A 19,266-nucleotide genomic window follows, 5' to 3' on the forward strand; every position below is an offset into this window, starting at 1 on the left:
ACGGGTGGGCACAAACCACCCACCGGCCCGCAGACGGGCAAAAACCCGCGGGTGCGACAACCACCCACCCGCCCGCGCCCGGGGGCGGCGCCGGGGCGGGGCCGTGCAGGGTCGGCCCCGCAGGAGACGGCGGCAGGCACCGGGCTCGCAACCTGGTGGAACCTGTACGCCGCCGCCTCCGAGGAGTCGAGCCCGGAGGGGCCCCGAACCGCACCACCCACCGGACACACCCCCAGCCCGTCCGGCGCTTGAGGACAAACACCCCGGGTGCCCACCCGACACCGGGCAACCCCACGCGTTCTACTTCTCCGTGACGCCCGCCGAGTCGAACGTCGCCACCTCGTGCATCGCGCGCGCCGCGCTCTGGACCACCGGGAGTGCCAGCAGCGCGCCGGTGCCCTCGCCGAGGCGGAGGTCGAGGTCGACCAAGGGGCGCAGGCCCAGCTTGTTGAGGGCGGCCACGTGACCCGGCTCCGCGCTGCGGTGGCCCGCGATGCAGGCGGCGAGGGCCTCGGGCGCGACCGCCCGGGCCACCAGCGCCGCCGCGCCCGCCGAGACGCCGTCCAGCACGACCGGCGTACGCAGTGACGCGGCGCCGAGGATGAAGCCGACCAGCGCCGCGTGCTCCAGGCCGCCCACCGCCGCGAGGACGCCGATCGGGTCGGCCGGGTCGGGCCGGTGGAGTTCCAGCGCGCGCCGGACGACGTCGACCTTGCGCGCGTGCATCTCGTCGTTGATCCCGGTGCCGCGCCCCGTCACCTCCACCGGGTCCACGCCGGTGTAGACGGAGATCAGCGCCGCCGACACCGTCGTGTTGGCGATGCCCATCTCCCCGGTGAGCAGCGCCTTGTTACCGGCGGCGACCAGATCGCGGGCGGTCTCGATGCCGACCTCGATCGCGGCCAGGACCTCCTCGCGGGTGAGCGCGGCGCCGGTGGTGAAGTCGGCGGTGCCGGGGCGGACCTTGCGCGGCAGGAGGCCCGGCGTGGCGGGGAGGTCGGACGCGACGCCGACGTCGATGACGCAGACCTCCGCGCCGACCTGGTTGGCGAAGGCGTTGCACACCGCTCCCCCGCCGAGGAAGTTCGCGACCATCTGGCCGGTCACCTCCTGGGGCCACGCCGTGACGCCCTGGGCGTGCACCCCGTGGTCGCCCGCGAAGATCGCGACGGCCGCGGGCTCCGGGATCGGCGGCGGGCACATCCTGGAGAGCCCGGCGAGCTGAGCGGAGATGATCTCCAGCATGCCGAGCGCGCCGGCGGGCTTGGTCATCCGCTTCTGCCGTTCCCACGCCTCGCCAAGCGCCTTGGCGTCCAGCGGGCGGATGTTGGCGACGGTCTCCTGGAGGAGGTCGTGCGGCTCCTCGCCGGGCAGGGCGCGGCGGCCGTACGTCTCCTCGTGGACGACCCAGGCCAGCGGGCGGCGCTTCGACCAGCCCGCCTGCATCAGCTCGGGCTCCTCGGGGAACTCGTCGACGTAACCGACGCACAGGTAGGCGACGACTTCCAGGTGCTCCGGCAGGCCGAGCGCGCGGACCATCTCGCGCTCGTCGAAGAAGCTGACCCAGCCCACCCCGAGTCCCTCGGCGCGCGCGGCGAGCCACAGGTTCTCGACCGCGAGCGCGGAGGAGTACGGGGCCATCTGCGGCTGGGTGTGCCGGCCGAGCGTGTGGCGTCCGCCGCGGGTCGGGTCGGCGGTGACCACGATGTTCACCGGAGTTTCGAGGATGGCCTCGATCTTCAGTTCCTTGAACTGCTTCGCACGGCCCTTGGGCAGCGACTTGGCGTACGCCTCGCGCTGACGCTGCGCCAGTTCGTGCATCGTGCGGCGCGTCTCCGCGGAGCGGATGACGACGAAGTCCCACGGCTGGGAGTGGCCGACGCTGGGCGCGGTGTGCGCTGCTTCGAGGACCCGGAGCAGCACCTCGTGCGGGATGGGGTCGGAGCGGAAGCCGTTGCGGATGTCGCGGCGCTCGCGCATCACGCGCAGGACGGCCTCGCGTTCGGCGTCGTCGTACCCCGGTGCCGCGGCGCTGCCGTTGTCGATGTCGGCTTCGGCTTCGGCTTCGGCGACCGCGGTGACCGGTTCAGCAACGGCCACCGGTTCTTCAACGGCTTCGGGCTCGGGCGCGACGTCGGTCCGGGGCTCGGGCACGGCCTCGGGCTCGGGCTCGGGCTCGGGTTCAATCACGGCCACGGCTTCGGGCTCGGGCTCGGGCTCCGGCTCGGGCTCGGGCTCGGGCTCGGGCTCGGGCTCGATGTCCACGAACGTCTGCGGCTCGGCAGGTTCGTCGAGCGGCTCGGGCTCGCCACCTGTGCTGACGGGCTCCTCCGCGGGCACGTCGTCGCCGCCGTCGTCACCCCGCGGCGCGGGTACGACGACGACGGCCTCGGGCTCCTCGGTGGCCACGGGCGCCGGCTCCTCGACGGCGGCCTCCGGCTCGGGCGCGGCGGCGGGCTCCTCCTCGGCCGGAATCATCACGGCGACCGGCGTCGGGGCGAGGTGCGGGGTGGTCGGCAGGGAGCCCTCCACGGGCACGAACTGCCCCACGGGAGCGGGCTCCACGGCCGCCGCGAGCGCCTCCACGGGCTCCGGAACGACCGTTTCTGCCGGCGCCGCGGCGACAGGCTCGATGGGCGCGGGCGACCACGGGGCCGCTCCCTGCGCCGGCACGTCGGCGACCTGCGGCACGGCGGGGGCCGCGGGCTCGTCACGCGGTACGTCGAGGTACTCGGGCCCGGTGGTCGGCGGGCTCGGGTAACGGACGGTCATGGGGTGCGGCGGCGTATCGGCCGGGCCCCGGTCGGAGAGCGAGCGTACGACGCCACCGGTGGCGTCGGGCACGGGCGGGCCCATGTGGAGCGGGCGGCGCGCCGGCGACGGGGTGGGAGCGGTGGCGGGCGGCGGGATGCGTACGCCGCCGAGGTCGAGGGAGCCGGAGTCCCGGCCGCCCGCCTCGTGCGCCCCGGCCTCGTGCACGAACGGTTCGGGCACGGCCTGCTGCGCGTTGACGTGATCCGCCACGACAGGCTCGGGCGCGGGCTCGTGGGCGACCGGCACCGGCACCGGCACCGGCATCACGGGCTCCGGCGCCAGAGGCTCCTGCGCCACCGGCTCCGGCGCCACCGCCGCGACGGGGGTCTCGGCGATCATGGGACCCTCCGGCGCCGACAGCACGGACGGCACCGCCGGAGCCGGCTCGGCCAGGAGCGGCTCGGCCAAGAGCGGCTCGGGCGCGGGCGCCACCGGCTGGGCGGCCACGTGCTGCACCGCGGCCTGGACCGCCGCCGCGGCAGCGCCCGGAGCCGCACCGTCCGGAGGCAGCTGCGCGACCGGAGCCATGGCCTGGGCCGTGGCATGCGCGTGGTAGTGCGCCGCGGCGGCGACCGGCGCGGAGTGCACGGCCTGCGCGACCGCGTGCGGTTCGCTCCACGCGCCCTGCGCGCCCGGCATCAGCAGCAGATCGTCCTCTTCGCCGACGGGCTCGGCTCCGCTCCCGGAGGGGTCCAGGAAGGTGTACGCGCCAGGAGCGGGGATGCCCGGCTGCTCCACCATGCCTGCGTTCTCCGGCAGCCCCTCGCCCGGGACCTGGCCGGTGTCAGTCATGCGTACCCCTCGCCCATCGGTTGTGCTCCTTCAGACCTTCGCCCGGGGCGCCCGATCGCGGCACACGCACGGCGCCCGTCTCACAACAAGAACGAGCGTGTGCGCCGCGCGGCACGAAGCCCACGGACACCAAGCATTGTCGTGGGCGTTCGCCTCCGCGGCAGCAGGTTCCGCCACGGTGCGCTGTGGACTGCGCCACGTCGCGCGTCCCCCGGTCGCGCCGTACCACAGGCGAACCCAAAACGGTCCCCTTTTCCGGATTTTGGCGAACGAATCGACGCCCCACCGGTTGCGGTACAACAGTCGGCCAGCTTACCGCGCCACCGTGCGGGGCCGGGTCAGGGGGCGTGGTCCCGCCGGTGCCCGGAGAGCAGGAAGACGACCGCGCGCTCGCGTTCGGCCCAGGCGTCGGCGGGGTCCAGCTCGACGGACTGGAGCAGTGAACAGGACACCGCGTAGCCGCCGTCGGCGAGGGCGGCGCCGATCGCCTCGGCCTCGTCGCGCGTGGAGGCGTGGGCGACGATGCGTTCCGGGCGCCGGTCGGCGCAGGCGGTGACGACGAGGGCGCCGCCGCCCCCGATGCGTACGACATCGGGCTCGGGCAGCCGCTCCAGCACATGCGGCGCACGGCCCTGAACGGTGTGGAGCTGGACCCCGTACCGGCGCGCGGCCGCGTCGGTGCGGATGCAGGCGGCCGGGTCGTCGTCGACGGCGATGACGGCGGCGCCGAACCGGGCGGCGTCGGCGGCGAACTCCCCGCTGCCGCAGCCGATGTCCCAGACGAGGTCGCCGAGGCGGGGCCCGGTTCGGGCGAGCTGTGCGGCACGCAGCTGGGCCGATTCGCCCTCGCCGACGGGGTGGCGGCCCTGCTCGGGGGTGAGCGCCCAGCCCCGTGCGGCCGGCGGGTAGCCGGGCTCGCGCGCGGCGACCCAGCCTCCGCCCGAGACGGAGGCGGCGCCGCCGATGACGATGACGACGTTCGGGTCGCGCCAGCTGTGGTCGGCGACCTTGTCGGAGGTCAGGACGGTGACCTGCTCGCGCTCGGTGCCGAGCTCCTCGCAGATGACGAAGGTGCGGTGGACGCCGTCGAGGAGCAGGGCGAGCTCGACGGGGCCGGCGCCGGGCGAGGTGAGGACGGCGACCTTGGTGTGGGCGCGGCAGACGTTGACGGCCCGCCGGAGGGTGCGCTGGTGGGCGACGACGACCTGGGCGTCGTCCCAGGGCATTCCGGCGCGGGCGAAGGCGGTGGCGACGGAGGAGACCGCGGGGACGACCTCGACCTCGAGTCCGTACTGGGGTGCGCGCAGGGTTCGTACGACCCCGAAGAAGCCGGGGTCTCCGTCGGCGAGGACGACGGGGCTGCCGCGGTGTCCGGCGATGCGGCGGGCGGCGAGGTCGACGCTGCCGAGGCGGATGCGCTCCGCGCCCGCGGGCACCTCGGGGAGCGCCAGGTGGTGGGCGGCGCCGGCGACGAGTGTGGCGGCGGAAAGGGCTGACCTGGCGGCCGCGGTCAGGGGGGAACCGTCCCAGCCGATCACCGTGACCCGGTCGGCCATCGTCGTCTGTCTCCTGGAGTTCGCTGGGGTCGCTGGTGTTGACGCAGGTCGTGAGCGTACCTGGTATCAGTTCCAGTCGGCGAAGGAGGAATATCCGGCATCGGCCATCTGGTCGGCGACGCCGTCGAGGTCCTCGGGGAGCAGGCTCCAGACGATCAGGTCGGTCCTGGTGTCCGCCCAGCCGTCGTCGGTGCGGATGCGCGCTATCCAGGCGTTGCGCAGGACGCCCTCGCTGATGGAGCCGATCTTCTGGGCGACCTGCTGGGACGCGGTGTTGTCGGCGGCTGTGCGGATCTCCAGCCGTTCGAACTTCTGGTCGCGGAAGAGCCACTGGGCGACGGCGAGCATGGATTCGGTGGCGTAGCCCTCGCCGCGGGCCCAGGGGGCGGTGATGTAGGCCGCCTCGGTGGCGAGGATCCGCCAGTCGGTGTTCTGCAGACGGGTGATGCCCACGAGCCGCTGGGTGAGGAACTCGGTGACGGCGAAGACGATGCCGCGGCCCTCGGTGCGCTCCGCGGGAGCGGTCCCGCGCACCCATGCCTCGGCGTCCTGCTCGGTGTAGGGGTGCGGGGCGGTGGTCCAGGCGGTGGTCAGCTCGTCGTTCATCATCTCGGCGAGCGCCGGGACGTCGGCGTCCTCGAAGGGGCGCAGCACCAACCGCTCCGTGCTGATGGAGATGGACGGAAAGGTGGTAGTCATGCGCAGCTCCATGCCGAGGACCGTCGTGCAACGTCGTCAAGTCGAGAAGTCGTGAGGGCCGTAAAGGCACAGCATGCAGCATCGGGTGGGAGATGTGCATGGCCGGGTCGCCAACCCCGGTGGATACGCGGAGGGCCCCGCCCACCACGAGGTGTGCGGGGCCCTCAGGACCGGGCCTCGGGGTGCCCTGACGTGCTTACGCGGCGGGGGCGCCGAAGGCCGGGACGACCGAGCCGTCGTAGGTGTCCTCGATGTACTTCTTCACCTCGGGCGAGTTGAGGAGCCTCGCGAGCTTCTCGACGCGCGGGTCCTTCTCGTTGCCCTGCCTGACGGCGAGGAAGTTGGCGTAGGGGTTGCCCTCCGCCTTCTCCAGCGCCAGGGAGTCCTCGGCGGGCTTGAGGTCGGCCTCGATGGCGTAGTTGCCGTTGATGACGGCGGCGTCGACGTCGTTCAGGGCGCGGGGCACGGTGGCGGCCTCCAGCTCCTTGAACTCCAGGCCCTTCCTGTCGGTGATGTCGGAGAGCTTGGCGTTGGTGCCGACGCCCGGCTTGATGGTGATGAGGCCGTTCGCGGCGAGCAGCTGGAGGGAGCGGCCCTCGTTGGTGGTGTCGTTGGGGACGGCGATGGTCTGGCCGGCCTTGATGTCCTTGAGGCTCTTGACCTTCTTGGAGTAGAGGCCGAGCGGCTCCAGGTGGACGTTGACGACCGGGACGATGGTCGTCTCGTTCTTCTTGTTGAAGTCGTCCAGGTACGGCTTGTGCTGGAAGAAGTTGGCGTCGACCTGGCCCTGCTGGGTGGCGGTGTTCGGCAGGACGTAGTCGGTGAACTCCTTGACCTCCAGCTTGAGGCCGGCCTTCTCCGCGAGGTTGTCCTTGACGAAGTTCAGGATGTCGGCGTGCGGCGTCGGGGACGCGGCGACGACGAGCGGCTTGGACTCGGCGGCCTTGTCGCCGGACGCGGCGCCCGCGCCCGGGTCGGAGGAGGTGCCGCAGGCGGTGAGGCCGAGGGCGAGTGCGGTGGTGGCGGCGAAGGCCGCGGTGACCTTGATGTTCTTACGCGAGTTACGCACGAAAAGTGCCTCTTTCTGGTGGTGCGGACTGCGCCCGGACAAGGAGTGCGGGCTTGGTTCGGCGTGATGCCGGGGGTGGTGGTCAGGCGGTGCGGCCGCGGCGCGACAGCAGCCGTACGATCCCGTCGCCGATCAGCTGGACAGCGGTGACGAGGGCGATCAGGATCACGACGGTGATGAGCATGAACTGGGTCTCGAAGCGCTGGAAGCCGTAGGTGACGGCCTTGGATCCGAGGCCCTCGCCGCCGACCGCGCCCGCCATTGCCGAGTAGCCGACGAGGACGATCACGGTGGTGGTGACGGCGGCGACGAGCGAGGGCAGGGCCTGCGGGAGCAGCACCTTGCGGATGATCGTCGGAATGGAGCCACCCATGGACTGGACCGCTTCGACCAGTCCGTGGTCGACCTCGCGGACCGCCGTCTCGACGAGCCGCGCGAAGAAGGGGATGGCGCCGACCGCGAGCGGCACGATCATGGCCGTGGGGCCGATGAAGGTGCCGACCACCGCGGTGGTGAACGGGATCAGGGCGATCAGCAGGATGATGAACGGCAGCGAGCGGCCGATGTTCACGATCACGCCGACGGCCTTGTTCACCGGGAGGTTCTGCAGCAGTCCGCCCTTGTCGGTGAGGACGAGCAGGATGCCGAGCGGGAGGCCGCCGACCACGGTGGCGACCGTGGACCACAGGACCATGTAGAGGGTGTCGAAGGTGCCCTGGGTGAGCAGCGGCTCCATTTCGGACCAGGTCACTTGGCGTTCTCCTTCACCGGTTCCGTGCGGGGGGCGGGGATGTCCTCGGACTCGGACGCCGGATCCCGGTCGTGCTCGACGACCTCGACCTGGAGGCCCTGTTCGCGCAGGAAGCCGACGGGCACGACGTTGTCGTCGTACCGGCCGGGCAGTTCGATGCGCATCCGCCCGATCTGCTTGCCGCCGACGGTGTCCATCGCCGCGCCGAGGATCGATATGTCGATGTTGTACGTGCGCGAGAGCTGGGAGATGACCGGCTGGGTGGCGGCCTCGCCGTGGAAGGTGACGTCGACGACCGTGCGGTCCTGGCCCGTGGCGTCCCCGGTCACCGGGAACAGCTCGTGGGCGAGCTCGGAGCCGGGGGTGGCGAGCAGCTCGCCGACCGTGCCGGACTCGACGATCCGGCCCTGCTTCATCAGGGCGGCGGAGTCGCAGACGGTCTTGACGACGTCCATCTCGTGGGTGATGAGGAGGACGGTCAGGCCGAGCTGGCGGTTGAGGTCGCGCAGCAGGTGAAGGATCGAGCGGGTGGTCTCGGGGTCGAGGGCGCTGGTGGCCTCGTCCGAGAGGAGTACCTTCGGGTTCCCGGCGAGCGCCCGGGCGATGCCCACGCGCTGCTTCTGGCCGCCGGAGAGCTGTCCGGGGTACGCCTTGGCCTTGTCGGCGAGGCCGACGAGGTCGAGGAGTTCGAGGGCGCGGCGGGAGCGCTCGGCGCGCGGGACGCCCAGGATCTCCAGGGGGAGCTCGACGTTGTCCTTGACGGTCCGCGAGGACAGCAGGTTGAAGTGCTGGAAGACCATGCCGATGCGGCTGCGCGCCTGGCGCAGTTCCCTGGAGGCCCGGTTGCCGCGTCCGGCGAGTGCAGTGAGGTCGACGCCGTCGACGGTCACGGTGCCGGAGGTGGGGCGCTCCAGCAGGTTGACGCAGCGGATGAGGGAGGACTTGCCGGCGCCGCTGCGGCCGATGACGCCGAAGACCTCGCCCTCGCGGACGTGCAGGTCGACGCCGTCCAGGGCGGTGACGTCGCGGCCTCGCGACTGGTAGACCTTGGTGAGGCCCGTAGTGGTGATCACAGGGTTTCCGTCACTGTCGAGTGCGCGGCGCGAGTTCCGCCGGCACGGGCGTGTCGTCTTGGAACGGTCGGGCTCGGGACGTCGGGCTCGGGACAGCGAGGCGCGGCACGGATGACCGTTGGGCAGCGTGCGCGCGGGCGAGCGAGGTCCGGCAGGTCTTCGGCGGACTCGGCTCGGCCGTCCCGGGGTCTCGCTTCGGGGCGCGAGACTCAGGCAGGGGCCCTCAGAAGGCGCACATTCGACACATACAGCGAGCACCGGGCGTCGTGTTCGCCTCGGTCGCAAGGGTGCGGCTGCTCGTCGTGGTCATGCGGCAAGTAAAGCAGACAGGCATACGAGCGGATCTCGGGTGTCCGCATAACGGACTGCCGGGGTCCGGATTACGGACGGCTCAGCCGGCCGCGGTGATCTCCACTCCCCTGGCCGTGGCCTGCGCGGACACGGCGGAGAGGTCGCCTACGACGACGTCCGCGTCGAGCTCGGCGGGGTCATGGGTTGTGGCCAAGGCCACGGTGGTCATCCCGGCGGCGCGGCCCGCGGCCAGCCCGGCGGGCGCGTCCTCGAAGACCACGCAGCGGGCCGGATCGACACCGAGCCTGCGGGCGGCGAGCAGGAACGGCTCGGGGTCGGGCTTGCCCCGGCTGACGTCGTCGGCGGCTATGAGGGTCTTGGGCCGGATGCCGACGGCCTCCAGCCGGGCCTCGCCGAGCCGCCGGGTGGCGGAGGTCACCACGGCCCACCGCTCGGCGGGCAGCGAGGCGAGCAGCCGGGCCGTCCCCGGCAGCAGCACGACACCGCCCGCCACGTCCTCGACCTCCAGCTGCTCGATGCGGGCCACCGCTTCCGCCACGACGCCGGCGGGCAGCAGATCCGCGGCGATCTCGGCGGCGGGGCGGCCGTGCAGCTCGACCCGGGCGAACTCCTCCGCCGTGATGCCGTACTCCCCCGCCCACCGCGTCCAGCAGCGGTGAACGGATTCGAGGGACGAGACGAGAGTCCCGTCGTTGTCGAACAGCAGGGCTTCGGCGTGGAGCGTCGTGAGGGCGGGCATGGCCCCGACCCTAACTTTCGCCCAGGGGGCCGAACGCATCGGGCCTTTCGGCCCGTAATACGCTCGACGGCATGCTCGACGCCCTCACGGTCGCGGTCTCCGCGGCCGCGCTCGCCCTCGCCGCCTGGTGCGGCTTCGCCGCGTACCGGGACCAGCCGACGAAGGACTGGCACTTCATCGGCATGGCGGTGGTGACGGTGCTGGCACTGGCGCAGCTGGTGACCGGGATCGTGCAGCTGGCGCGCGGCGAGAAGGCCGACGAGGGCTCGGTGATCTTCGTCTCGTATCTGCTCGGCGCGTTCGCCGCCGTGCCCGCGGCCGGGTTCCTCTCACTGACCGAGCGGACCCGCTGGGGTTCGGTGACGGTCGCGGCGGGCGCGGTGGTGCTCGCCGTGCTCGAAGTGCGGCTCTACGACATCTGGAAGGGCTGACGATGACCGGGACCGACTCCACGACGGGCGTCACCGGCGACGCACCGGCCACGCCCTCCGGGACCCGGCTGGTCCGGGGTCCCGGCCTGCTGGTGGTCTGGCTGTACGGCGTGATGTCGGTGGGCGCGGTCTCGCGCTCGGTCTACCAGATCGCCACCGAGTACGAGCGCGCCCCGCTCGCCTACTCGCTCTCGGCGATCGCCGCCGTGGTCTACGCGTTCATCACGTACACCCTCGTGCGCGGGGGTGAGAAGGCCCGCAGGGCGGCGCTGGTGTGCTGCGCCGCCGAGCTGGTGGGCGTGCTGACCGTGGGCACCTGGACGCTGGCGGATCCGTCCGCCTTCCCGGACGCCACGGTCTGGTCGGACTACGGGATGGGCTATCTCTTCATCCCCGTGCTGCTGCCGGTCACGGGCATGCTGTGGCTGCGCAAGGCCCGCCGGTAGGACCGGCGGGCCCGTACGGCAGCACGGTCAGGCGCTGGCGGCGTAGTCGCCCTGCGCCTGGGCGGCGTCCTTCTCCAGCGTGATGAGGGTCAGCCGCGGCCCGACCTCGCGGGTCGCGACGGGTGCGTAGCCGTGGCTGCGGTAGAGGCGCAGATTGCCCTCGCTGCGGTGGCCGGTGAAGAGCTGGAAGCGCTTGGCCGCGGGGTCGCCCGCGAAATGCGCCTCGATGGCGTCGAGGAGCCGTCCGCCGAGTCCGTGGCGCTGCATCCGCGGGTGGACGATGAGTTTGGCGATCCGCGCGGTGCCGGCCTGGTCGATCTCGCCGCGTACGGAGGCGATCACCTCGTCGCCGAGCCGCGCCACCAGGGCGTGGCCTCTGCCTAGTTCGGCCCGCAGGTCGTCGAGGGTCTGGGTGAGCGGCTCGATGCCGTAGTCGCCGTAGAGTTCGGCCTCTGTCTGGTAGCACAGGTACTGCAGCTTGAGGATGGCTTCGGCGTCCTGTGCCGTCGCCGCTGAGATGGTCACGCTCATGCCCATGTGCGCATGCCTCCCGCTCACCTGTCACCCGGTTGTCTACCGCTCCATTCCCGGAGTTCAGGAGCGGCAACCTCTGCCGGAAGCATTCTGCGCAGACATCCCAGGCAACGGGAACGCATTGGCCCCAGACTTCCTTGTGAGATACCCAACTGTCCTGCGATTTCCCGGTAGGTGGGGTCCATGGGGGACAGCATCGCAGTCAGCAGCCGCGGGCAGTGTCCGGGTGTGCGGGCGACGGCGGCACGGAGCGCCCGGCGCCGTTCGGCGACGAGCGCGGCGCGTTCGGGGCAGGCAGCCGGTCCGGTCGGCGGTTCGCCGGCGTACGGGCGCTCGCGCAGGGCCCGCCGCCGGGCGCGGCGGGCCTCCTCGTGCACGGCGCCGCGCACCCAGCCGGCCGCGTCGGCGGGCGGCCCCTCGGCGTCGAGACGCTCCAGCAGACGCAGCCACACGGCCTGTTCGAGGTCCGCGGAGTCCAGGGCGCCGTCGTGGGCCTCGGCGTGGGCCTCGGCCTGGACGAGCGGACGGAGCACCCGCACGAGAGCGCCGGCATCGTCGCGGGCGACGGCTGCGGCGGTGATGGTGCCGGAGATGGTGGTGGAGATGGTGGCGGTTTCACGGAGCGTCATGTCCCGCGGGACGTGTCCGCCGCGAGCCGCGGTTTCGCCGGGTCCCGCCGCTCACCCGACCGCATGACGGCCGTGAGGCCGCTGACGCACCCACGCAAGGTGGGGCAGGCGCGGGTGCGTCAGCGCGGTGCGTCAGCGCGGTGCGTCAGCGCGGTGCGTCAGCGGGCGAGGAAGTCCTCCCGTGCCAGCAGCCCGGTGTCCGGGTTGTCGGTGAAGATGCCGTCGATGCCCTGCTCGAAGTAGACCTTGAAGGCCCCGAAGGCGTCCCCGTACGCGTTCGGGTCGGTGCCGCGCCGGAAGTCCGCGGGCAGGAAGGCGTTCTCGTTGCGCATCGTGTACGGGTGCAGGAGCAGCCCCTTCGCGTGCGCGTCCCTGACCAGGGTGGTGGGCGTGCCGAGCCTGCCGCTCGCGTCCCTCGGAACGACCAGGTCGAGGGTGGGTCCGATGCCCTGGGCGTACGAGGCGATCCACGCGAGGCCCTCGGGTGTGACGAGGTCCGCGACCGTGCGCGGGTCGCCCGCCTGGACGAAGTCCCAGGGGCGGGTGGCGGCTCCGGAGAGCAGCACGACGCGCGGGGAGGAGACGAGCTTCGCGAGCCGCTCGATGCTGCTCGGCTCGAACGACTGGAGGAAGACCGGCGAGTTGGCGCGGTGGCGGCCATAGCGGCGCAGCAGCTTGGCGAGCGGCTCCTCCAGGCCGAGGCCGATGCCGCGGAAGTAGGTGGGGTGCTTGGTCTCCACGTGCAGCCACACCGGGCGCCCGCGCCTGCGGCCCTCCTGCTCGGCCCAGCGCAGCACCTCCTCGAAGGTGGGAACGGTCCAGCGGCCGTCGTAGAGGGTGTTCTCCTGGCGGGTGGCGGGGACGCGCTCCGTGGCGCGCAGGGTCTTGAGCTCGGCGAGGGTGAAGTCCTCGGTGAACCAGCCCGTCAGGCTCGTGCCGTCGACGGACTTGGTGGTCCTGCGGGAGGCGAACTCGGGGCGGGTCGAGACGTCCGTCGTACCCGTGATGTCGTTCTCGTGACGGCAGACCAGATGTCCGTCCTTGGTGGGCACGAGGTCCTGTTCGACGATGTGCGCGCCCATGTCCAGGGCCAGCTGGTACGAGCCCAGGGTGTGCTCGGGGCGGTAACCGCTGGCGCCGCGGTGGGCGATGACCGTGGGCGTGGGGAGCCCGTGGAGGCCGGAGCCGTGGCCGTGACCGCCGCCGGTGTGACCGCTGGGGCCGCCGTGGCGTTCCTCGGCGTGCGCCGCCGTGGCGCCGCCGATGCCGAGCGCCGCCGAACCGAGTACCGCCGCGCCGAGGACGGCTCGCCGCCCGGGAGTCCTGTCCGCACCCTGTGTCATGAACGCTCCTCCAAAGGGATGTGATGTCCCGCACTGCCGGCGGGTCCCGGCACGGCGCTCCACGCTAGGTGAACGCGCGTTACGTCCCGGAGACCCAGGGCAAACACACCCAGAACTCAGGTCAACACTGTGTATCTGCTCGATGAACCCAATGTGCGCTCGGCCCGGACCCGCGAGTATCGTCCTCACCTGCAGAGACTTCGCCGGCCGTACCCGACCGCCCATGACTTCGGAGGACCCGTTGTCCCGCTTGTCGCTCATCAAGGCAGTGCTCGGACCGATCCTGCGCCTGATGTTCCGCCCCCGGGTGGAAGGCGTACAGCACATCCCTGGCAACGGCCCCGTCATCCTCGCCGGCAACCACCTCACGTTCATCGACTCGATGATCCTGCCGCTCGTCTGCGACCGGCAGGTCTTCTTCATCGGCAAGGACGAGTACGTCACGGGCAAGGGTCTGAAGGGCCGGCTGATGGCCTGGTTCTTCACCGGCGTCGGCATGATCCCGGTCGACCGGGACGGGGCGAACGGCGGCGTCGCCGCGCTGATGACCGGCCGTCGGGTGCTGGAGGACGGCAAGGTCTTCGGTATCTACCCGGAGGGCACCCGTTCCCCCGACGGCCGCCTCTACCGGGGTCGTACGGGCATCGCCCGGCTGACCCTGATGACCGGCGCGCCCGTGGTCCCGTTCGCGATGATCGGCACGGACAAGCTCCAGCCGGGCGGCGCGGGCCTCCCCCGTCCCGGCCGGGTGACGGTCCGCTTCGGCGAGCCCATGGAGTTCTCCCGCTACGACGGGATGGACCGCGACCGGTACGTGCTGCGGGCGGTGACGGACTCGGTGATGACCGAGGTGATGCGACTGTCCGGCCAGGAGTACGTGGACATGTACGCCACGAAGGCGAAGGCGGCGTAACCACGGGGCCGGCGGCCGGAGGCCGACGCAGCCGCCCGAAGCCCGCGAGGCGCCCAGGCGCCGAGCCCGCGAGGACGGCAGACGAAGCCGCCGCCACGAAGGCGAAGGCGGCGTAACCACGGACGTGGCCCCCGGCGCTCCGCGCGCCGGGGGCCACGTCCGTGTGACGGGTCAGTGCTCGATGCCGTCGGCCAGCTTCTGGCCGCGCAGCAGGAACCACGCGGCGGCCGCGGTGGCGAACAGGACGGCCGCTCCCACGCCCACCGCGAGCCGCAGCCCGTCGACGAACGCCTCCTGGGCCGCACCGACGAGCGCCGCGGCCTCCTGCCCGGGAAGCCCGGCCGCGGCCTCGACGGCGCCGCCGAGCGACTCGTGCGCCGCGGCAGCGGTGCCCGACGGCACCCCCGCCGGGGTGGCGAAGTCGCGGTAGACGCCGGTCACGATGGAGCCGAGCAGCGCGATACCGAGGGCCGCACCGAGCTCGTACGCCGTCTCGGACACCGCGGACGCCGCGCCCGCCTGCTCCTTCGGCACGCTGGAGAGGATGACGTCGGCCGTGACGGTGAACGAGAATCCCGCGCCGATGCCGACGACGAGCAGCGAGGCGCCGAGCAGCGGATAGCCGGTGGACTGGCTGACCAGTGTCAGGATCCCGAGCGCAGCCGCCACGGCGGCAAGACCTCCGGTGACGACCACCCGTACCGAGAACCGCCGCGCGGCGCGGCCCGCGAGGAGGCCCGTGGCCACGGCGCCGATCGCGGCGGGGAGTTCCGCGAGCCCGGCCTCGAACGGCGACCTGCCCTGGACCAGTTGCAGGAACTGGGAGAGGAAGAAGACCAGCCCGGACAGGCCGAGGACGGTCAGCAGATCGGCGAGGACCGCGCCGGAGAAGCCCCGGTGGCGGAACAGCCGCATGTCGAGCAGCGGTGACGGCAGGGTGAGCTGCCTGCGGCCGAAGAGGTAGAGCGCGGCGGCACCGATGACCGCGGCGGCGCCCGCCTCCCAGCTCGCGCCGTGCGTCGCCGCCTCCTTGACGGCGTACACGACACTGATCATGCCGATGAGCGAGAGTCCGACGCTGATCAGGTCCCAGGGGCCGGCGACGGGGTTCTTGGACTCGGGCAGCAGCTTGATGCCGACGAGCACCAGGACGGCCATCACGGGCAGGTTGATCAGGAAGACCGAGCCCCACCAGAAGTGCTCCAGCAGGAATCCGCCGACGACCGGACCGACTGCGGCACCGGCCGAGGCCATGGCGCCCCAGATGCCGATGGCGAGGCTGCGCTCCCTGGGGTCGTGGAAGATGTTCCGGATCAGCGCCAGGGTGGACGGCATCAGGGTGGCGCCGGCGACACCGAGCAGGGCGCGGGCGGCGATCATCATCTCAGGCGTGGTGGCGTACGCGTTGAGCACGGACACCGCACCGAAGGCCACAGCGCCGCTCAGCAGCAGCTTCTTGCGGCCGATGCGGTCGCCGAGGCTGCCCATGGAGACGAGCAGGCCGGCGATGACGAAGGAGTAGACGTCGCCGATCCACAGCAGCTGGGTGCCGGTGGGCTTGAGGTCCTCGCTGAGGAAGGGCGTCGCGAGGCCGAGTACGGTGGCGTCGACGGCCACGAGCAGGACGGCGAGCACGAGCACGGCCAGTGCCAGCCAGCGCCCGGGGCGGTACACGGTCTCGTCCGTCCCGCTCGTGCGCTGGACGGTACTGCTGCTCATTTCTCCACACTCCGTCGGGCTCCGCCGAGCAGCAGCTCGGCGATCATGTACTGGAAGTCGTTCTTGGCGACCCGGCCGTCCATGACGGCCCAGGCGCAGGTGCCGATGAGGCCGTAGAGGGCCTCGGTGAGCCATGCGGGCGAGAGGTCGATCCGGAATTCGCCCTGCTCCTGGCCACGCCGGAAGAGCGCGGACACGCGGGCGTCCAGCCGGGACCAGCCCTCGTTGACCTGGTCGCCCTCGAACAGCTGGTTCTCGGTGACGAGGAAGGCGAGCAGCTCCGCGGCGGGCTCCATCTCGGCGATCAGCCGCCGCAGCCCGTCGCTCGCGCCGCCCTCGTCGAGCCGGGCCCGGTCGAGGGCGGCCTCGAACTCCTTGATGCCGAGGGCTTCCAGCGCCTCGACGAGCGCCTCCCGCCCGGCGAAGTGCCGGTGCAACGTGGCCCGCCCGATCCCGGCGGCGCGGGCGACCTCGTCCATGGTGGCGGTCGACTTGCGTGCGAGGAGGGCGGCGGCGGTGCGGAGCACCTGTTCACGATCCATGGCCATGAGACAAGCGTACACCGAATGAGACGTGCATGTCTCATTCGATATTCAAGTGCCTCAGAGAGAGGCGGAGGGGATGCTGTGCGCATGAAGCCGCTGCTGCTGATCGACATCGACGGCCCGCTCAATCCGTACGGCGGCAAGCCTGAGCGCCGCCCGGACGGCTACACGACCCACCGCATGCGCCCGTGCGGCTGGCCGCACGACAAGCCGCTGCGGGTGTGGCTGAACCACGGGCACGGCACGGAGCTGCTGGCGCTGGCCGGGTGGTACGAGCTGGTGTGGGCGACGACCTGGAAGGGCGAGGCCAACGAGTTGGTCGGCCCGCATCTGGGGCTGCCCGAGCTGCCGTTCATCGACTGGCCCGTGATGCACGGCGCCTCGCCGCGCGGGACGTTCTGGAAGACGCAGTACGTGCTGGACTACGCGGCCGGGCGGCCGTTCGCCTGGATCGACGACGAGATCACGGAACTGGACCGCGATTGGGTGGGCCGGCACCACTTCGCCGATGCGCTGCTGCTGCGCGTCGACCACCGGATCGGGCTGACACGGCCGGACTTCGACGCGCTCGCGGACTGGGCGGCGGCGCTGTAGCCGGAGGCGGTGGAAACGGGACCGCCCCGGCCGGACTGGTGTCCGGCCGGGGCGGTCCTCGGCGTGCGCCGTGCGTCAGGCCAGGGTCGCGAGGGCCTGGTTGAAGGTGTTCGACGGGCGCATGACCGCCGCCGCCTTCTCCACGTCCGGCTGGTAGTAGCCGCCGATGTCGGCCGGCGAGCCCTGCACCGCGAGCAGTTCGTCGACGATCGACCGCTCCTGCTCGGTGAGCGTCTTGGCCAGCGGCGCGAAGGCGCCCGCGAGCTCGGCGTCGTCGGTCTGCCTGGCCAGCTCCTGGGCCCAGTAGAGGGCCAGGTAGAAGTGGCTGCCGCGGTTGTCGATGCCACCCACGCGGCGGGTGGGCGACTTGTCCTCGTTCAGGAAGGTCGCCGTCGCCCGGTCCAGGGTGTCGGCGAGGACCTGGGCGCGGGCGTTGCCCGTGCTCTGCGCGAGGTGCTCGAAGCTGGCCGCGAGCGCGAAGAACTCGCCCAGACTGTCCCAGCGCAGGTAGTTCTCCTTGACGAGCTGCTGGACGTGCTTGGGCGCGGAGCCGCCGGCGCCCGTCTCGAAGAGACCGCCGCCCGCCATCAGCGGGACGACCGACAGCATCTTGGCGCTGGTGCCCAGCTCCAGGATCGGGAAGAGGTCGGTCAGGTAGTCGCGCAGCACGTTGCCGGTGACCGAGATGGTGTTCTCGCCGCGGCGGATGCGCTCCACGGAGAACTTGGTCGCCTCGACCGGGGACAGGACGCGGATGTCCAGGCCCTCGGTGTCGTGCTCCGGCAGGTACGCGTTGACCTTCTCGATGAGCTGCGCGTCGTGGGCGCGGTCCTCGTCGAGCCAGAACACGGCCGGGTCGCCGGTCGCGCGGGCGCGGGTGACGGCGAGCTTGACCCAGTCCTTGACGGGCGCGTCCTTGGTCTGGCACATGCGGAAGATGTCGCCGGCACCGACGACCTGCTCCAGGACGACGTTGCCGGACTCGTCGACCACGCGCACCGTGCCGGTCGCGGGGATCTCGAAGGTCTTGTCGTGGCTGCCGTACTCCTCGGCCTTCTGCGCCATCAGGCCGACGTTGGGCACCGAGCCCATCGTCGACGGGTCGAAGGCGCCGTTGGCGCGGCAGTCGTCGATGACGACCTGGTAGACACCGGCGTACGAGGAGTCCGGGAGCACCGCGAGGGTGTCGGCCTCCTGGCCGTCCGGGCCCCACATGTGGCCCGAGGTGCGGATCATCGCCGGCATGGAGGCGTCGACGATGACGTCGCTCGGGACGTGCAGGTTGGTGATGCCGCGGTCCGAGTCGACCATCGCGAGCTCGGGGCCCTCGGCCAGCTCGGCGTCGAAGGACGCCTTGATCTCGGCGCCCTCGGGCAGCGCCTCCAGGCCCTTGAAGATGCCGCCGAGGCCGTCGTTCGGGGTCATGCCGGCCCCGGCGAGCGCCTCGCCGTACTTCGCGAACGTCTTCGGGAAGAAGGCGCGCACCACGTGGCCGAAGACGATCGGGTCGGAGACCTTCATCATCGTGGCCTTGAGGTGCACGGAGAAGAGCACGCCCTCGGCCTTGGCGCGGGCGATCTGCGCGGTGAGGAACTCCCGCAGGGCGGCGACGCGCATGGCGGACGCGTCGACGACCTCACCGGCGAGCACCGGTACGGACTCGCGCAGGACGGTGGTGGAGCCGTCGTCGCCGGCCAGCTCGATCCGGAGCGAACCCGCCTCGGAGATCACCGCGGACTTCTCGGTGGAGCGGAAGTCGTCGACACCCATGGTGGCGACGTTCGTCTTCGAGTCGGCGGTCCAGGCGCCCATGCGGTGCGGGTGCGTCTTGGCGTAGTTCTTGACCGACGCGGGGGCGCGGCGGTCGGAGTTGCCCTCGCGCAGGACCGGGTTGACGGCGCTGCCCTTGACCTTGTCGTAGCGGGCGCGGATGTCGCGCTCCTCGTCGGTCTTCGGGTCGTCCGGGTAGTCCGGCAGCGCGTAGCCCTGCTGCTGCAGCTCGGCGATCGCGGCCTTCAGCTGCGGGATCGAGGCCGAGATGTTCGGCAGCTTGATGATGTTCGCGCCGGGGGTCTTCGCCAGCTCGCCGAGCTCGGCGAGGGCGTCGCCGATCCGCCGGCCCTCCTCCAGACGCTCGGGGAACTGGGAGATGATCCGCCCCGCCAGGGAGATGTCGCGGGTCTCCACCGTGACCCCGGCGGTCGAGGCGTACGCCTGGACGACAGGCAGGAACGAATACGTCGCCAGGGCCGGAGCCTCGTCAGTGTGCGTATAGATGATGGTCGAGTCAGTCACCGGGTGCTCCGC

17 protein-coding genes are annotated in these 19,266 nt (G+C 71.9%); 4 read left to right on the top strand and 13 right to left on the bottom strand.

The genetic code is table 11. From position 1 onward, the window contains the following. Positions 1 to 300 precede the first annotated feature (300 nt). From cobT to KK483_RS05085, 7 genes are all read right to left on the bottom strand, one after another. Complete coding sequence (gene cobT / locus KK483_RS05055) at positions 301 to 3,606, bottom strand: nicotinate-nucleotide--dimethylbenzimidazole phosphoribosyltransferase (RefSeq protein WP_262004002.1); 3,306 nt, start codon at positions 3,604 to 3,606, stop codon at positions 301 to 303. A gap of 338 nt (positions 3,607 to 3,944) precedes the next feature. Further along, positions 3,945 to 5,162 (bottom strand): precorrin-6y C5,15-methyltransferase (decarboxylating) subunit CbiE, encoded by a 1,218-nt coding sequence (gene cbiE, locus KK483_RS05060; RefSeq protein ID WP_262004003.1) that lies wholly within the window; start codon positions 5,160 to 5,162, stop codon positions 3,945 to 3,947. A 66-nt stretch (positions 5,163 to 5,228) separates the two neighbouring features. Beyond that, positions 5,229 to 5,873, bottom strand: a complete 645-nt coding sequence (locus KK483_RS05065) for a GNAT family N-acetyltransferase (RefSeq protein WP_262004004.1) — start codon at positions 5,871 to 5,873, stop codon at positions 5,229 to 5,231. Positions 5,874 to 6,057: 184 nt separating this feature from the next. Beyond that, positions 6,058 to 6,930, bottom strand: a complete 873-nt coding sequence (locus KK483_RS05070) for a MetQ/NlpA family ABC transporter substrate-binding protein (protein WP_262004005.1) — start codon at positions 6,928 to 6,930, stop codon at positions 6,058 to 6,060. Between the two features lie 82 nt (positions 6,931 to 7,012). Further along, the gene (locus KK483_RS05075; RefSeq protein ID WP_262004006.1) at positions 7,013 to 7,681 is read right to left on the bottom strand and encodes a methionine ABC transporter permease; all 669 of its coding nucleotides are present in this window, start codon (positions 7,679 to 7,681) and stop codon (positions 7,013 to 7,015) included. Beyond that, positions 7,678 to 8,754 carry a methionine ABC transporter ATP-binding protein gene (locus KK483_RS05080; RefSeq protein ID WP_262004007.1) on the bottom strand — a complete coding sequence of 359 codons (1,077 nt, stop codon included), beginning with the start codon at positions 8,752 to 8,754 and terminating at the stop codon, positions 7,678 to 7,680. The genes KK483_RS05075 and KK483_RS05080 overlap by 4 nt, the downstream gene beginning before the upstream one ends. A gap of 391 nt (positions 8,755 to 9,145) precedes the next feature. Then, entirely contained in the window at positions 9,146 to 9,805 is a 660-nt protein-coding gene (locus tag KK483_RS05085; RefSeq protein ID WP_262004008.1) for an HAD-IA family hydrolase, read from the bottom strand. Between the two features lie 71 nt (positions 9,806 to 9,876). Here KK483_RS05085 and KK483_RS05090 point away from each other — a divergent pair, with 71 nt between their 5' ends. Further along, positions 9,877 to 10,236, top strand: a complete 360-nt coding sequence (locus tag KK483_RS05090; protein ID WP_262004009.1) for a hypothetical protein — start codon at positions 9,877 to 9,879, stop codon at positions 10,234 to 10,236. A 2-nt stretch (positions 10,237 to 10,238) separates the two neighbouring features. Beyond that, positions 10,239 to 10,682, top strand: coding sequence for a hypothetical protein (locus KK483_RS05095; protein WP_262004010.1), 444 nt, complete (start codon positions 10,239 to 10,241; stop codon positions 10,680 to 10,682). 27 nt (positions 10,683 to 10,709) lie between these two features. Here the strand turns inward: KK483_RS05095 and KK483_RS05100 are convergent, their stop codons facing one another. The 3 genes from KK483_RS05100 to KK483_RS05110 all read right to left on the bottom strand — a co-directional run bounded on the left by KK483_RS05100 (position 10,710) and on the right by KK483_RS05110 (position 13,188). Next, complete coding sequence (locus KK483_RS05100) at positions 10,710 to 11,219, bottom strand: GNAT family N-acetyltransferase (RefSeq protein ID WP_262004011.1); 510 nt, start codon at positions 11,217 to 11,219, stop codon at positions 10,710 to 10,712. 17 nt (positions 11,220 to 11,236) lie between these two features. Further along, entirely contained in the window at positions 11,237 to 11,845 is a 609-nt protein-coding gene (locus KK483_RS05105; RefSeq protein ID WP_262004012.1) for a sigma-70 family RNA polymerase sigma factor, read from the bottom strand. Positions 11,846 to 12,003: 158 nt separating this feature from the next. Then, a complete protein-coding gene (locus KK483_RS05110) occupies positions 12,004 to 13,188 on the bottom strand; it encodes a glycerophosphodiester phosphodiesterase (RefSeq protein WP_262004013.1) in 1,185 nt (394 codons plus the stop codon). A gap of 223 nt (positions 13,189 to 13,411) precedes the next feature. Here KK483_RS05110 and KK483_RS05115 point away from each other — a divergent pair, with 223 nt between their 5' ends. Continuing rightward, positions 13,412 to 14,101 (top strand): lysophospholipid acyltransferase family protein, encoded by a 690-nt coding sequence (locus tag KK483_RS05115; protein ID WP_399013358.1) that lies wholly within the window; start codon positions 13,412 to 13,414, stop codon positions 14,099 to 14,101. Positions 14,102 to 14,272: 171 nt separating this feature from the next. Here the strand turns inward: KK483_RS05115 and KK483_RS05120 are convergent, their stop codons facing one another. Beyond that, on the bottom strand, positions 14,273 to 15,820 hold the full coding sequence (locus tag KK483_RS05120; RefSeq protein ID WP_262004015.1) for an MFS transporter: 1,548 nt from the start codon (positions 15,818 to 15,820) through the stop codon (positions 14,273 to 14,275). Then, entirely contained in the window at positions 15,817 to 16,368 is a 552-nt protein-coding gene (locus tag KK483_RS05125; protein WP_262004016.1) for a TetR/AcrR family transcriptional regulator, read from the bottom strand. The genes KK483_RS05120 and KK483_RS05125 overlap by 4 nt, the downstream gene beginning before the upstream one ends. A gap of 84 nt (positions 16,369 to 16,452) precedes the next feature. On the opposite strand from KK483_RS05125, the gene KK483_RS05130 reads away from it, so the two are divergent. Continuing rightward, the gene (locus KK483_RS05130) at positions 16,453 to 16,959 is read left to right on the top strand and encodes an HAD domain-containing protein (RefSeq protein ID WP_262004017.1); all 507 of its coding nucleotides are present in this window, start codon (positions 16,453 to 16,455) and stop codon (positions 16,957 to 16,959) included. Positions 16,960 to 17,034: 75 nt separating this feature from the next. Here the strand turns inward: KK483_RS05130 and KK483_RS05135 are convergent, their stop codons facing one another. Continuing rightward, the gene (locus tag KK483_RS05135; RefSeq protein WP_262004018.1) at positions 17,035 to 19,254 is read right to left on the bottom strand and encodes an NADP-dependent isocitrate dehydrogenase; all 2,220 of its coding nucleotides are present in this window, start codon (positions 19,252 to 19,254) and stop codon (positions 17,035 to 17,037) included. Positions 19,255 to 19,266: the final 12 nt, after the last annotated feature.

This window comes from Streptomyces sp. FIT100 (assembly GCF_024584805.1).
Lineage (GTDB): Bacteria > Actinomycetota > Actinomycetes > Streptomycetales > Streptomycetaceae > Streptomyces.